We start from the raw sequence: 14,790 nt of genomic DNA on the forward strand, positions 1-14,790 counted from the left end.
TCAAACGAACGTACGATATAATAGATTAATTTTATATCGTTCGTCAAAACGAACATTCGTTTTTTATGGTGTTATATGAGTTTGCCAATTGAAATCGTCGCAAAAGGATTGCAAAGAGAAAGACAGAAGTCTGGGTTATCTTTAGCAGAAGTTGCCCGTCGAGCGGGTATCGCGAAATCGACGCTGTCTCAACTGGAAGCAGCTCAAGGTAATCCAAGTCTGGAAACTTTATGGGCCTTATGTGTTGCTTTAGATATTCCATTTGCGAAATTGATGGAATCAAATATTGCACAAACTCAAGTAATTCGTTTTGGTGAAGGACCATCGGTCAGTTCTGAAATCGCACATTATCAGGCAATTTTATTAGCCAATTGTCCAACCGGCGCTAGACGGGATGTATATATATTAACGACACAACCGGGTGAACCACGTTGCAGTCAGCCACATCCAATTGGTAGTGTTGAACATATTATTATTATGAAAGGGCGAGCAAAAGTCGGGTTGGTTGCAGAACCTATTTTGTTGAATGAAGGGGATTATATTTGTTATCCCGCAGATCAAGCGCATATCTTTGAAGCTCTGGAAGTAGATACCAGAGCGATCTTGATATCGGAGCAAAGATAAAGATCATTTCATCATTTTGGAAAAGCTTTTTTGTATTATGATGATTTTCTTGCTTTGTTCATTCTACTAATCACTTTATAATTAGCCGATTTTTATGTGATGGAACTAGATTCGTGAGTATTATTGTTGCCCTAGACGCAAAAAGCCAATATGACGCCTTAACAATTGTAGATCAGCTTGATCCGTCACTTTGTCGTGTCAAAGTAGGCAAAGAGCTTTTTACTCATGAAGGTCCATCAATCGTTAAAAACTTTCAGGACAGAGGTTTTGAGGTTTTTCTTGATTTAAAATTTCACGATATTCCGAATACGACTGCTCAAGCAGTGTGTGCTGCTGCAGACCTCGGTGTATGGATGGTGAATGTGCATGCATCGGGTGGTCGTAAAATGATGGAAACCTGTGTAGAGCGACTTAAAGCGGGTAATTATTCAACTCAATTGATCGCAGTAACGGTTCTGACCTCAATGGGGCGGGAAGACTTACGTGATCTAGGTTTGGATATAGAACCTGTTGAACATGTAAAGCGTTTAGCAAAACTTACTCAAGAGAGCGGATTAGATGGTGTCGTGTGTTCAGCACAAGAAGCCAAGATCCTTCGTGAAATGTTAGGACAAGAGTTTGCATTGGTTACGCCGGGGATTCGCCCCGAAGGTTCAAATGCAGATGATCAAAAACGTATTGTAACGCCAAAGCAAGCAATGCAAGATGGATCAACGCATTTAGTCATCGGTCGCCCAATTACCAAGGCTGAGAATCCAACTGAGATGTTGAAATCAATCTTGGCCTCAATCTAATAAAGTACGATTTTAAAATTTCATACTTAAAAATAAGCTGATTAAGAGTGGTGCGAGAAGTGACAAGATCAATCCACTCATCATGGCATGTGGGACATAATGTGTGCCACATGATTGTTTTACCATTGCAAGAGTCACATCCATTGACGTTGCACCTGCACTTGAAATAGCAGAGCGTGGAAAACGCCAACCCAAACAATACATCAATAAAATCGCAAAAATTTCTCTAAACAAATCCGTTAATAAAGCAATCCCACCCAGTTTGGCTGAGTGTAACTCAGTGAATAAAATCCCTGACATTGAATACCAGCCATAACCTTGGGCTAGGGCCATGACTTCATTGAGACCATAATCATTGGATAAAATGAAATAATTTAACAGAGCTGCCAAGCATGAACCAACAAATGCAGCCACCGGAACCAGCAAAATTTTCCAGCTTAACCAGCTACGATCAAATTGGGTAAAAGCCAATTCGACTCCAATTAAAAAGATAAAAACCAGTAACAAGTACCAACTATTAAAGGTCATTTGAAGTTCTGAGGCGTTCACTAGCATACCTAAAACAATCCCGACTGCTAGAGCTAAAAATGCTTTGCCGATATTCTTTAGGGCATTTAAAAATAGGTGTAATGAAATTTTGCCTTGTACGCTTTGACGATCAATCAGTTTGTAGGTGATCAAGCAAATAAAGAATGAACCCACCGATGTAGTAAAGGCAATCAGTAATGCAGGCGGAAGAATGGCAGTTGGATTCTCAATATGGTTGAGCGCTTGAGTGAGTTCAAAAGCCACGCTGATGAGTAAGATATAAGAAAAATAAGGCAGAATTTTAAATACGAATTGTTTTAGTAGTTGTGAAAGATGGGGAGCTAAAAAATAGCCTAAACTGAGGCAGGCAAAAATTTGTAAGATTAAAACAAGAGAGGTCATACAATCTGAAAGTTGAAAGTGCTGATTTATTATGCAGGGAAATCCGATACTTGAATAGATTTATATATCATTTGATATAGAAAGTTTTGAAGATAAACGGATAACAATAAACTTGGGGGCTGCTGGGTAGATGATTATGTTGTCACTTAGATAGATGGCATATAAATACAGTATCTTATACAGCTATGAATATCCTGTTAGCTGAAATATACTTTTAGCAGTAAAAGAGGTGGATGATTTGTGACAGCAGCTAAGATTCAAAAAGTGGCATTAGAACGTTTTGCAAAACAGGGTTTTGCAGCAACATCGTTAAACGAGATTGCGACTGATGTTGGGATAAAAAAGCCTTCGATTTATGCACATTTTAAGAATAAGGACGAATTGTATCTGAGCTTGATTCCAATCATGATTGATGAAGAATTGGGACATGCCAAGGTTGTGTTGCAAGGCGGAGAAAAAATCCAGCAGCAATTACTGCATTACTTTGAAAGTATCGAACAGCGTTTTGATGCATCATACGGTGTTCAATTTTGGATGAATGCATTAATTAGTCCGCCTGTACATTTATATGATCAGGTAATTGAACCGATGCATGTCTTTATGGCGGAACTGGAAAATGTATTTTCACAAGCCATTCAAGGCTCAATTTTAATGAAAAATAAGCATCAACTGGATAGTGTTGCTCTGGCTCGTGTATGCATGAGCTTTGTCGATGCCTTACAAAGTGAATTGATCTATGGTGGGCGAGAGAAGTTTCACCTCAGATTGGATGCTATCTTAAAAGCATTAAATATTCTGATCAGCGCCTAAGTTCAGACACTGATCAAGTGTAATTTCTTTATTCTGTTTCTACTCTAGCAAATGATTCGCGCTGTTCTAGCGCAGCATAAAGACATAAGCCCAGAGCGATAGCACCACAAATAAACAAGCTGCTTGGAAGTAGGCTGACATTGATTTCTATTAAGCTCACAACAAAGCCGATCAGTGCCGCGAAAGCATATTGTAGTAAGCCCATTAATGAGGATGCAGCCCCCGTTAAATGCTGTGGGCTTTGCTGCATGGTTAATGCCGTCAAATTGCCAAAAATGAATCCAGTCGACCAGATGCTTAATCCTAAAAGTGCAATGTATTGCCATAAACTTAAGTCATAAAAATATAGGCTGAGCATCAAAATAAAACTAGAACCGCTGAATAGACACATACCGATGACGAGCAATTGTTGAGCTGACCAACGTTTGAGTAACAGGATTGAAGTTTGTCCTAGAATAATTAAGCCAATCGCATTCGCTGCAAATAAGGTACTAAAACTTTCATTGTGAATATGGTAGTGCTGAATAAAAATAAAAGGCGATTGGCTGAGGTAAACAAAGAAAGCACCTAAGATAAATCCACCAGCAAGCGTATAACTGATAAAGCTTTTATTCAGGCAAAGTGTTTGATAGCTGTTTTTGATCGCAGTGAATTGTAATGCTTGTCGATATTGAGGTTTCAATGTCTCTGGAATGGCTTGATTTCCCCATAGCCACAGGATGGAACCAAGCACTGCCAATGTATAGAAAATCAAGTGCCAAGAGCCAATACGTAGGATCAAGCTACCCAGTAAGGGGGCAAGAATCGGTACAATCATCATGACTTGCATCAAAATAGAGAAATTTTTGGCACTGGTTTTAGCATCGCATACATCAGAAATAATTGCTCTTGGAGCCACGAGACCTGCTGATGCACCTATTGCTTGTAAGAAACGTGCAGCCAGTAACCACTCAATCGTTGGTGCGATGGCTGCCAATATTGATCCTAAGATAAAAACAGCAATTCCGATCAGTAATGGATTACGGCGACCAAAGCGATCAAGCAATGGACCATAAATCCCTTGACCAATGGCGAGTCCAATCAGAAATACCGACAGGGTGAGTTGTATATGACCTGGCGTTGTCGAAAAACTTTCTGCAAGTAGTGGAAATGCCGGCAAATAAATATCAATCGCCAATGCATCCAAGGCGGTAAAAAGGGAGAGCAATAGTAACAAAGACCAACTGATCTTTGTGACGGGAGGAGCAGCGTTCATGTTTTGTGTACTCTTTCGAGGGGAACAATATTTATTTTAACTACCTAACGGTAGGTAGTTAAAATATTAGCATGATTATTTAGGACTTGTATAGAGGAGAACAGAGGGATTTAAATCAGGTCCATAAAGCGTTGAAATAAAAAAACACCTTTAAGCTTTTAAAGGTGTTTTTGATATTTGGAAAAATTCAGCTATTTCTGCTTAAGCAGCATGGTTTTTTGAATTAACCGCTGCGCTGATAAAATTATAATCAGCAACATTGACTTTACGTGTCTCTAGCCAATATCTCCATGTATATGTTGGCCATAAAGAAAAGTTCTTACCATCTGCTGCTTGATACCAACTGCTACAGCCACCTGCTTGCCAAACGGTACCTTTGAGCTGATCTTGAACACGTTCATTGAACTGGTCTTGAACTTCGTGCTTGATCTCAACCGCTTGTGTACCTGTTTTATCAACGGTTTGGATCAATTGTAGAATATAGTTGACCTGAGACTCGATCATGAAAATCACAGAGTTATGGCCAAGAATGGTATTTGGTCCAAGTAACTGGAACAAATTCGGGAAGTTCTTGGTGCTCACACCATAATAGCTTTCCGCACCATCTTTCCATGCTTGCTTAAGTTCTATGCCGTTACGGCCAACGCAATTGAAATGCTTTAAGTAAATGCGTGGATCAGTAATAAAGCCAGTACCATAAATCAAGCAATCAATTTGACGTTCTTTACCATCTTTGGTGATGATACCGTTCGCTGTAATTTCCTGAATAGCATCTGTCACCAATTCAACATTTTTACGATTGAAGGTTGGGAAGTACTTATTTGAAATAAGAATACGTTTACAGCCCATGACAAAATCTGGTGTCAATTTTTTCGCAAGCGCTTTATCTTTCACTTGATAGCGAATAAAGGCTTCAGCAAGTTTTTGACCATATTTCATAATCTGTGGTTGTACGATTGGTACAACACGCGATTCATTAGTCCAATAGAGACGGGTTCGATGAATCTGGCGATAAATATTCGATGCTTTAAATAAGCTTTTACTTAGCTGAGAATATTTACGTTCATCACGTGGAATGACCCAAGCTGCGGTGCGTTGGAACACATAAAGTTGTTTTACTTCAGCTGCAATTTCAGGAATATATTGAATCGCGCTACCACCAGTACCGATTGAAACGACTGCTTTGCCGCTTAGATCGTAATTGTGATCCCATTGTGAAGAATGGAACACTTTACCTTTAAATTTCTCAATGCCTTTGATATGGGGGATTTGTGGCACATGTAGAGGGCCAGACGCAAAGATGACAAATTGAGCCTCAAGAGTTGTCTGGTTTTTAAAATCTAGCGTCCACACATTGCGGTTTTCGTCAAACTCGGCATTGGTCACTTCGTGATTGAATTTGCAATAATCTCGAAGACGGTATTGTTCGGTAATATTTTGAATATAATCAAAAATTTCATCTGCCTCAGCATAGCGTTTTGACCAGTCTGTTTTGGGTGCAAATGAAAGGGAATACATATGTGATTGAACGTCACACGCTGCGCCAGGATATTGGTTTTCTCGCCATGTACCGCCAACATCGTTGGTTTTTTCTAAAAGTACAAAATCATTGATTTGACTTTGTAATAGTCGAATAGCCATCGCTAAGCCACCAAAGCCCGCACCAATAATTGCAACTTTTGTTTTTTGAATCGCATTTTTGGTTACATCACGCATAGTCTACGTCCTACACAGCTAAATTTTGTGCAAGTTTAACGGTTTTGACGAGATTAAATATGATTGTATAGACGTAAAACTTGATCATTTCGGCAATTCATTTGCACAAGGTTTTATAGTAAAACATTAAAGTTTTGAGAACTGCATTCGGACTTATGAAGAGATCTATCCTCGGATTGATGTATTTGATTCAGGGCATGCGTCATGTCGGGATCGACGTGGATGCACGTTTAGCCAATATGGGAATACAGGCCGATGCTTTAGATCCTAGTTCAATTATTCCAGATGAGATTGAATGGGATATTTTGCAGCATATTAGTCAGGATATTTCACCTGAACAAGGTTTATTTATCGGACAACATTATGCCTTAGCGGGTTATGGGCCTTTCCTGATGCTATTGGTTACGAGTGATACTTTGCATAAGGCCCTATTAAATGGGGTTCAGTATCAGCAACTGACTCATCTTTTTGGTTCATTGCAGCTAAAGATCGAAGATGACTTGATCCATTTACTGTATCGACCGATTGATTTAAGTATGCATTTAGGTCAATTGAGAGCACAATGCGAAATCTCGGGCACTTATAAGTTTTTACAAGATATCTTTAAGATGATGGGACTTGAAGTTCCTCAAATTCAAATTGAACTGCCATTTCATCGGCCTAAAGACTTAACACTGCTTGCAGCATATCAAGATTACTATGGGCAAGATGTCAAATTTGGATGTGCGCAAGCTGCTTTTATTTTAGAAAATACACAAATTTTAAACACAAAAATTCCGTCTGCCGATATTTTGACGTATCGCATTTATGAAGAAAAATGCCTACAGGATATTCAACATTTAGAAAAAACTGCCAGTCTCAAATTGACGGTGGTTGAGTATGTTGAGGATTATCTGGAAATGCAAAATGGAGTGATTCCAAGTATGGCGGAAACAGCCTGCGCATTGGATATTCCTGAGCGTACTTTGCGGCATCAATTGCAGCAAATGCAGACCAGCTATAAAGAAATTCGCGAAAGATTAATCAAACAGAAGGCAATAAAGTTCATTGAAAACAGTTCATATTCAATCGAACAGGTGGCCGAAATGTTGGGTTATTCTGAGCCTGCAGCATTTAATCATGCCTTTAAAAGATGGTTTGGACTGAGCCCTCGTCAATATAATCGAAATCATTAAATGATTAAAAATGGTACATTATGATGTTTAAACTCTATGATAATTAAGCCTAAAATCTAATGTCATTGAACGGAATGTTCGATATAATTTTCACCAATTAAAATTGCAATAACACCTTATGTCAAATTCTAAACCAGACTCACATAGCACTGCATTTATCCCAACATCACCTGCCGAGCGTTATGCTCAAGCAATTGAGTCAGGACAATTCATGCCAGATGAAGCACAAGCTCAGGCTGTGCAAGAGTTAGATCGAGTATGGAAAGAGTTACACACTCGCTATAAGGCTTCAAAGAAAGCATTTCGACGTTTCCGTCGTCAGACTTATCCTAAAGGCGTTTATATGTGGGGTGGTGTAGGTCGTGGAAAAACGTGGCTAATGGATCAGTTCTATGAATCTGTACCATTCCGCCGTAAAACACGTATGCATTTCCATCATTTTATGCAACATGTACATAAAGAGTTGAATAAACTTTCTGGCCAACGTAACCCTTTAGATTTGGTTGCTGATCAAATTTATAAGAATGCCGTTGTCATTTGTTTTGACGAATTTTTCGTATCGAATGTAACCGATGCCATGATCTTAAGTGATCTGTTCCAAAAGCTGTTTGAGCGTGGAATAACATTGGTTGCAACGTCAAACATTGCACCAGATGGTCTATATAAAAATGGAATTCATCGTGATCGTTTCATACCGACGATTGAGCTGGTGAAGAAGAACTGTAGTGTTCTGAATGTTGACGCTGGGGTGGATTATCGTTTGCGTGTATTGAAGCAGGCGCAATTGTTCAAATATCCATTAACCGATGATGCTCAAGCGTGGTTATCTGGTCGTTTTAAAGCTTTGACACAAACCCAGACACAGTCAAATTCTCCAATCATGATCAATAATCGTGTGGTAGAAACTTTAGGGCATACGGAAGACGTATTGTGGTGTGAATTTTCAGAGTTATGCTTTAAGCCACGTAGCCCAGCCGACTTTATTGAAATCGCGAATATCTACAATACGGTTTTGGTCAGTAATGTTCCGCATTTGACCGATTTCCTGTCAGAAGGAACACGCCGTTTTATTTATCTGGTCGATGAATTCTATGACCGTGGTGTAAAACTGATTCTTACCTCTGAAGATTCAATCATTGATCTGTATGAAGGCGAGAAACTGGCCTTTGAGATTGAACGGACGCGTTCACGTTTATTAGAAATGCAATCGGATGATTATCTACATTCGGAGCATCGACAAATTCAGGTCGCACAGACTTCATAAATGAAAAGGCATTCCTCGGAATGCCTTTTTTTATAAACTTACATGGATAAGGCTTTATTCTTGGTCAAATTTTGCTATAACTAGATGAGTTTGAAAAAGGGAGTGTGTCACATAACGATAGTAAAAACTCATTATTTGATATTTTGATAAGTATAAAAAATTGTGTTTGTCAATACTTCTAATGGGGAAAATGCTTACTATTTAGGAATGTGATATTACTATTCAGGCTAGTATAAATCAGTATACTAGAATTCTTGTTATAAAAAGTTAGCACCATCAGGAAAGACAATGACTGCACGTATTCAAAAAGGCAAGCTAGCGATTGCTAAAGAACTTTACGATTTCATCGAAAATGAAGCTTTACCAGGCACTGGTTTAGATAGTGAAACTTACTGGAAAAACTTCGAGCAAGTCGTTGTAGACCTTAGCCCAAAGAACAAAGCATTATTGGCTAAGCGTGATGATCTTCAAGCAAAGATTGATGAATGGCACCGCAATAATAAATTTGAATTAAATGCTTATAAAGCATTCTTAACTGAAATTGGCTACTTGGTTCCAGAAGTTGCTGACTTTCAAGTAACAACTGAAAATGTGGATGAAGAAATTGCTTTATTGGCAGGTCCACAATTGGTTGTACCTGTACGTAATGCACGTTATAGCTTGAATGCTGCGAATGCGCGTTGGGGTTCTTTATATGACGCACTGTATGGCACAGACGTTATTTCTGAAGAAGGCGGTGCAGAGAAAGGCAAAGGTTATAACCCAGTTCGTGGTGATAAAGTTATTGCTTTCGCAAAAGATTTTTTAAACCAAACTTTCCCATTGGCTCAAGGTTCGCATGCAGATGCAACTCAATATGCAGTGGTGAATAACGGTTTAGCTGTAACCTTAAAAGATGGTTCAACCACTTCTTTGGCACATGAATCACAATTTGTTGGTTTTAATGGCGAAGCTGCAAGCCCAACTGAGATTGTTTTATTAAATAATGGTTTGCATGTGATTATCGAAATCGATGTGAACAGCCCAGTGGGCAGGACAGATGCTGCTGGTGTGAAAGATTTAACACTTGAAGCTGCGGTAACAACCATTCAGGATTTGGAAGATTCAGTTGCTGCAGTTGATGCTGAAGAGAAGGTTGAAGGTTATCGTAACTGGTTAGGCCTAATGAAAGGTGACTTACAAGAGTCAATCGAGAAAAATGGTAAGACCATTACTCGTACCTTAAACAAAGACCGTACTGTTCAGAACCTGATTGGTGGCACGACTAAATTACATGGTCGTTCATTGATGTTGCTTCGTAACGTGGGTCACCTTATGACAAACCCTGCCATCCTTGTTGATGGTCAAGAAGTGTTTGAAGGCATCATGGATGCTCTAGTGACTCCATTACTGACAGTTGCGGATATTCGTGGTCAAAACGAAAACCAAAACTCTCGTAAGGGTTCAATGTATATCGTTAAGCCAAAAATGCATGGTCCAGAAGAGGTTGCATTTGCGGTTGAATTATTTGAGCGTGCTGAACAAGCGATTGGTTTGCCTGCAAAATCACTCAAAATCGGTATCATGGATGAAGAGCGCCGTACCTCTGTAAACTTGAAGAACTGTATTGCTGCTGCGAAAGATCGGACCATCTTCATCAACACAGGCTTTATGGATCGTACAGGTGATGAAATCCATACATCTATGGAAGCTGCACCAGTTGTTCGTAAAGAAGCAGTTAAAACACAAAAATGGATTGCTGCTTACGAAAACCGTAACGTGGCAATTGGTTTAGCATGTGGTTTACAAGGTAAAGCGCAAATTGGTAAAGGCATGTGGCCAAAACCAGACAGCATGAAAGACATGTTGGCGACGAAGACTGCACATCCAAATGCAGGTGCATCTTGTGCATGGGTTCCATCTCCAACGGGTGCGGTACTTCATGCATTGCATTATCATCAGATTAATGTAAAAGCACGTCAAGATGAGTTGGTTGCTGAAAACATGTTGTCATTAGATGACTTGTTAACACCACCGTTTGCACCTGAAACTAATTGGACTGCGGAAGAGTTAAACAACGAACTTGAAAATAACTGTCAAGGTATCTTGGGTTATGTGGTTCGTTGGGTAGACCTTGGTGTTGGTTGTTCTAAAGTACCAGACATCAATAACGTTGGTTTGATGGAAGACCGTGCTACTTTACGCATTTCATCTCAACACGTTGCAAACTGGTTACGTCACGGTATCGTAACGCGTGCACAAGTTGAAGAAGTGCTTAAGCGTATGGCTGTGATTGTTGATCAGCAAAATGCCAACGATCCATTGTATACACCAATGGCACCAAACTTTGATGGAATTGCATTCCAAGCTGCTTCTGACTTGATCTTCAAAGGTGCAGAGCAACCATCAGGTTATACAGAGCCATTGTTACATGCTGCACGTTTAAAATTAAAAGGTTATACAGGTGATTAAGTTCATCTAAAATAAAAAAGCCTCTTCGGAGGCTTTTTTATTTTGTATGTTGCGTATGGATTTTAACTGTAAAAATATAGGCTCAATTTAAGTGCACCAATTCATCTAGAACAGGATAAAACATCATCTTGATGAAATTTTTGTTATAATTCTCGCAGTTTGATCATTTAGCCGAATCATAACGATGTCACAAATTTTAAAATTAGATGCTTTAAAACAAGCGCAAGTTTCTACTTCGCCGTATCCTTACTTTGTTGTAGAAAATTCAATCATAGACAGCGAAGTGAAAGCTGTTATTCAGGATTTTCCAAAGATTGAACAGGGTGGTAGCTACAACATTGAAGATGTTGAAATTAAACCTAATTTTGATCGTTTCTTAAAATCATTAGATACCAAAGAATTCCGTCAAATTTTGACTGAAAAATTTGATGTGGATGTGATGGAACATCCGATGATGATCACCTTACGTGGTTATTCACGCCAAAAAGATGGTCGCATTCATTCTGACTCGAAAACTAAACTTCTGACTATTCTGATTTATCTAAATGAGTCTTGGGATGCACCTACAGGTCGTCTACGTATATTGAATGATGAAAAGAACATGGATGACTACGTCGAAGAAATTGATGCGGGTCCTGGTACATTAGTTGCATTTAAAGTGACTGATAATGGTTGGCATGGTTATGTACCTTTTGAAGGACAGCGTCAGTCAATTCAAATTAACTTTTTAACCAGCGATAAAGCCAATGCCAAGCACCGCTTTATCCACGGTTTAAGTGCAAAAATGAAAAAGTTATTTGGCTAATTTATGCAATTAAAAAGAGGAGGCTTGATACCTCCTTTTTTTAACTTTGTTTTTAAGGATAAATACGCAAAAAACTATGTGTGCCAACTATAAACCATTAACAGTCGAGCAAGCTCAACAGCTTGGTTTACCTTTGATTCCATTTGAATATGGGGAAGAAGTTTACCCAAGTTATACAACGCCTTTACTATTTAAATCAGAGCAAGGGCTGGAGTGGCGGGAAGTATTGTTTGGTTTGGTACCAAAATGGTCGGAAGATACCAATATTTCCAAGCATACTTATAATGCTCGGCACGAAACCATTTTTCAGAAACCTAGTTTCTTGGAGGCGGCTTCAAAGTGCAAATTTGGTGTTATTCCCGTTTCCGAGTTCTATGAAAGTAAATACATTGATAATAAGCCTCAAAGATGGGGTGTACGCCGTAAAGATGGAAAGGCTTTCTTTATCGCGGCTTTATATGAGATCAGAAAGTTGGGCGATCAGGTGATCCGTTCGGCAACCATGCTTACGATGGACGCGATAGACCATCCGATGATGAAAGACTTTCATGAGCCGGGAGATGTAAAGCGGTCAGTGGTGGTTATTCCACATGAGCGTTTAGATGAATGGTTAAGCTTAAAACAACCACATCAGCTCTATGAGTTTATGCGGGGTTTTCCTGTAGAGGAATTTGAGTGTTCCCACGTTCCTAAAGCAAAGATTGTAAAAATAACACCGCAACTGAATATGTTTGATTGAGCTTAATATTTGAGTTAATGAGATTAAAAAAAGGCTTCCTATTAGAAGCCTTTTTTTAATCAGTTGCTTAGCGAGCAAGGTTTTTAAACATATGGCGCAGGATTTCCATTGTCTTCTCAATTTGCAATGGCGTTAAGCCATCAAATGATTGTTCGAGGATAACTGAGGTAAGATCATTGATTTTGGTAATCATTTCCTGACCTTTGTCTGTTAGATAGACGCGAGTGATACGACCATCTTCCTTACACGAATAAGTATCGATATAACCTTCATCTTTGAGGCGATAAACAATCTTGGTTGTGGTCGACATTTTGGAAATGACCATGTCGGAAAGCTCTGACACACTGGCATGAGGTTTGACATGCAAGGCAATGAGAATACGGCGACGAGAATTGTCTAAGCCATATTTTTTGAGCACGTTATCGATATTTTGAACGTACTGAGCATTTACTTGAGAAATCCAGTAAAAAGGAAAGTCTTCCAGGTTAAATGAATCGGCTGTAGGTAAAAAACGCGCATATTTTTTTGGCATCACTTATTTCCTATACTTGCACAAGGAGCCACTCCTAGTCGCTCCTAGATTCCATGAAATGTCTATAACTTGCCTGTTAAAAAAATCGATCCTCTGATTTTTTTAGCATTCCATTTTTTAACAAATCTGTTCAAAGATAACGGTGAAATTATCTTTATTCTCAACGAATAAGTCATCATAAAATTCACATAAATCAGCTATTAATGATGTACTATCCAGTCGTCTTTCCTTCAAGGTTGTCCTACAGCCTAGCATTACTGCTTATTTGTAGAATAATCATATTGTAGAAAAAAAATACGATTTTTGACGTGACATTTTTATAATATTTTCTGTCTAAAATGTCATAAATATACGAAATCAATATATTTATAAAATAAATAACGCTTAAAAAAATAGATAATACAACTATTTGAATTAATCAATTGGTTAAAATATAGCACATAAAGTTTTTTAAAAAAGTTGAATAAATACATTCTTTATCACATTTTTTCGATGAAATTTTAAAATTTGCAGCTTTGAATAGATTTTGATGGGTCAATTTATATATAAATTTGGTGTGTAAGGCGAATCGCAGGAAATCAAAATGAGATATGAAAGGGATAACAATCGAGCTTCGGAGATTAAATAGATAAAAAGACGCATCTAAACAGGATTACAGGTTTGGATGCGTAAAGTGCAAAATTGTGATGACTGATGTTTTTCTTAAAGCTTAAGTTCACTTTCCATCAGGGGCCATAGTTTTTGATGTGACTTTTTAAACATCGACATATGTCCAATTTGTTTATAGCCATGTTGTTGTGGATTCAGTTCAATCAATTTGGTTGGTGCATTGGGGTATAAGCGCAGTAGATCTTTGACATTGGCTTGGGTGGCAATTTCATCATCAGTTGCCCAAAAAGAAGTAATCGGGCATTGAATTTCTTGATGATAATCTTCGAAGATACTTTTACCAATTGCATTCATGACATAACCAGGTTTACTGCAAAACTCAGCCCATTGTTTTGCAACATTTTTAGGGAGGTTTTCTCCCATCCCAATAAATTGAGTTGCGCCATAACCTTTCAAGAAGCTGGAAACTGGGAAAATAACATTAAACATAACGGGCGCAAAGATTTTAGTTTTACCTTTCAAGCCTTTGACATGACCTGTTGAGCCGGCAATCGCCAAAACCTTAGCAACTTTGTTATAGTTCGAAGTAATCCCAAGTAATTGCCCACCAGCACTATGCCCAACAATAATCACTTTTTCAGCTTGAGTTCGCTCTAATAAGGTCTCAATTGCGGCTGGAATATCATAAATTCCCCAGTCATTTATACTGGCCGTAGAATTCTTGAGCGGGCCATGAAGCGATTCACCAATACCGCGAAAATCAAAACTTAAAACGCTATAACCTTGTTGGTTAAGCCATTCTGCGAAAGCATGATAGAAATTTTTGGTAATGCCTGTCGCTGGACAAATCAAGATCGGGTAGGGGTTGGTATGATCTTGTGCAGGATAAAATTGTGCGGCAAGTTGATAGTCATCTTTGCAGCTCATCCAAAAAGATTCATAACTCTTCATTAGAAAGATACTCTTATATGTGCATAGTATTACTTTACACAAGTTCCAAAAAGAAACTCGTTTAAAAAATGACTTAAAAGTCAAATTTTATGTAATATACGCACACAAAAGGAATTTTTTAGTTTCGGGGATTGT

Annotated in this window: 13 protein-coding genes; 8 read left to right on the forward strand and 5 right to left on the reverse strand. The window is 38.6% G+C overall.

All coding sequences use genetic code 11. The features are described 5' to 3' along the window. Positions 1 to 75 precede the first annotated feature (75 nt). Both FPL17_RS04260 and pyrF read left to right on the forward strand, forming a co-directional pair. Positions 76 to 624, forward strand: coding sequence for a helix-turn-helix domain-containing protein (locus FPL17_RS04260; RefSeq protein ID WP_005188020.1), 549 nt, complete (start codon positions 76 to 78; stop codon positions 622 to 624). Between the two features lie 113 nt (positions 625 to 737). Beyond that, a complete protein-coding gene (gene pyrF / locus FPL17_RS04265) occupies positions 738 to 1,418 on the forward strand; it encodes an orotidine-5'-phosphate decarboxylase (protein WP_159883460.1) in 681 nt (226 codons plus the stop codon). A gap of 12 nt (positions 1,419 to 1,430) precedes the next feature. On the opposite strand, the gene FPL17_RS04270 is transcribed toward pyrF, so the two are convergent. Next, positions 1,431 to 2,348 carry a LysO family transporter gene (locus FPL17_RS04270; protein ID WP_159883462.1) on the reverse strand — a complete coding sequence of 306 codons (918 nt, stop codon included), beginning with the start codon at positions 2,346 to 2,348 and terminating at the stop codon, positions 1,431 to 1,433. A 240-nt stretch (positions 2,349 to 2,588) separates the two neighbouring features. Here FPL17_RS04270 and FPL17_RS04275 point away from each other — a divergent pair, with 240 nt between their 5' ends. Next, on the forward strand, positions 2,589 to 3,158 hold the full coding sequence (locus FPL17_RS04275) for a TetR/AcrR family transcriptional regulator (protein ID WP_159883464.1): 570 nt from the start codon (positions 2,589 to 2,591) through the stop codon (positions 3,156 to 3,158). A gap of 28 nt (positions 3,159 to 3,186) precedes the next feature. On the opposite strand, the gene FPL17_RS04280 is transcribed toward FPL17_RS04275, so the two are convergent. Both FPL17_RS04280 and FPL17_RS04285 read right to left on the reverse strand, forming a co-directional pair. Beyond that, a complete protein-coding gene (locus tag FPL17_RS04280) occupies positions 3,187 to 4,413 on the reverse strand; it encodes a multidrug effflux MFS transporter (protein WP_159883466.1) in 1,227 nt (408 codons plus the stop codon). A 201-nt stretch (positions 4,414 to 4,614) separates the two neighbouring features. Beyond that, complete coding sequence (locus tag FPL17_RS04285; RefSeq protein WP_159883468.1) at positions 4,615 to 6,129, reverse strand: flavin-containing monooxygenase; 1,515 nt, start codon at positions 6,127 to 6,129, stop codon at positions 4,615 to 4,617. Between the two features lie 155 nt (positions 6,130 to 6,284). Here FPL17_RS04285 and FPL17_RS04290 point away from each other — a divergent pair, with 155 nt between their 5' ends. From FPL17_RS04290 to FPL17_RS04310, 5 genes are all read left to right on the forward strand, one after another. After that, the gene (locus FPL17_RS04290) at positions 6,285 to 7,304 is read left to right on the forward strand and encodes an AraC family transcriptional regulator (RefSeq protein ID WP_159883470.1); all 1,020 of its coding nucleotides are present in this window, start codon (positions 6,285 to 6,287) and stop codon (positions 7,302 to 7,304) included. Between the two features lie 118 nt (positions 7,305 to 7,422). After that, the gene (gene zapE / locus FPL17_RS04295) at positions 7,423 to 8,568 is read left to right on the forward strand and encodes a cell division protein ZapE (protein WP_005153415.1); all 1,146 of its coding nucleotides are present in this window, start codon (positions 7,423 to 7,425) and stop codon (positions 8,566 to 8,568) included. 288 nt (positions 8,569 to 8,856) lie between these two features. Continuing rightward, on the forward strand, positions 8,857 to 11,019 hold the full coding sequence (locus FPL17_RS04300; RefSeq protein ID WP_159883472.1) for a malate synthase G: 2,163 nt from the start codon (positions 8,857 to 8,859) through the stop codon (positions 11,017 to 11,019). A gap of 184 nt (positions 11,020 to 11,203) precedes the next feature. Continuing rightward, positions 11,204 to 11,824, forward strand: coding sequence for a 2OG-Fe(II) oxygenase (locus FPL17_RS04305; RefSeq protein ID WP_005313478.1), 621 nt, complete (start codon positions 11,204 to 11,206; stop codon positions 11,822 to 11,824). 76 nt (positions 11,825 to 11,900) lie between these two features. Beyond that, positions 11,901 to 12,563 (forward strand): SOS response-associated peptidase, encoded by a 663-nt coding sequence (locus tag FPL17_RS04310; RefSeq protein ID WP_159883474.1) that lies wholly within the window; start codon positions 11,901 to 11,903, stop codon positions 12,561 to 12,563. A 67-nt stretch (positions 12,564 to 12,630) separates the two neighbouring features. Here the strand turns inward: FPL17_RS04310 and FPL17_RS04315 are convergent, their stop codons facing one another. Next, complete coding sequence (locus FPL17_RS04315) at positions 12,631 to 13,095, reverse strand: MarR family winged helix-turn-helix transcriptional regulator (RefSeq protein WP_004653790.1); 465 nt, start codon at positions 13,093 to 13,095, stop codon at positions 12,631 to 12,633. Between the two features lie 702 nt (positions 13,096 to 13,797). Beyond that, a complete protein-coding gene (locus FPL17_RS04320) occupies positions 13,798 to 14,655 on the reverse strand; it encodes an alpha/beta hydrolase family protein (protein ID WP_159883476.1) in 858 nt (285 codons plus the stop codon). Positions 14,656 to 14,790: the final 135 nt, after the last annotated feature.

Origin of the sequence: Acinetobacter dispersus (assembly GCF_009884975.1) — a bacterium.
Taxonomy (GTDB): Bacteria; Pseudomonadota; Gammaproteobacteria; order Pseudomonadales; family Moraxellaceae; genus Acinetobacter; species Acinetobacter dispersus.

Bases quoted from the DNA above. Each gene is read 5' to 3' on its own strand.
- FPL17_RS04260 (WP_005188020.1), top strand. From the start codon at position 76: ATGAGTTTGCCAATTGAAATCGTCGCAAAAGGATTGCAAAGAGAAAGA.
- FPL17_RS04270 (WP_159883462.1), bottom strand. From the start codon at position 2,348: ATGACCTCTCTTGTTTTAATCTTACAAATTTTTGCCTGCCTCAGTTTA.
- FPL17_RS04280 (WP_159883466.1), bottom strand. From the start codon at position 4,413: ATGAACGCTGCTCCTCCCGTCACAAAGATCAGTTGGTCTTTGTTACTA.
- FPL17_RS04285 (WP_159883468.1), bottom strand. From the start codon at position 6,129: ATGCGTGATGTAACCAAAAATGCGATTCAAAAAACAAAAGTTGCAATT.
- FPL17_RS04290 (WP_159883470.1), top strand. From the start codon at position 6,285: ATGAAGAGATCTATCCTCGGATTGATGTATTTGATTCAGGGCATGCGT.
- zapE (WP_005153415.1), top strand. From the start codon at position 7,423: ATGTCAAATTCTAAACCAGACTCACATAGCACTGCATTTATCCCAACA.
- FPL17_RS04300 (WP_159883472.1), top strand. From the start codon at position 8,857: ATGACTGCACGTATTCAAAAAGGCAAGCTAGCGATTGCTAAAGAACTT.
- FPL17_RS04305 (WP_005313478.1), top strand. From the start codon at position 11,204: ATGTCACAAATTTTAAAATTAGATGCTTTAAAACAAGCGCAAGTTTCT.
- FPL17_RS04310 (WP_159883474.1), top strand. From the start codon at position 11,901: ATGTGTGCCAACTATAAACCATTAACAGTCGAGCAAGCTCAACAGCTT.
- FPL17_RS04315 (WP_004653790.1), bottom strand. From the start codon at position 13,095: ATGCCAAAAAAATATGCGCGTTTTTTACCTACAGCCGATTCATTTAAC.
- FPL17_RS04320 (WP_159883476.1), bottom strand. From the start codon at position 14,655: ATGAAGAGTTATGAATCTTTTTGGATGAGCTGCAAAGATGACTATCAA.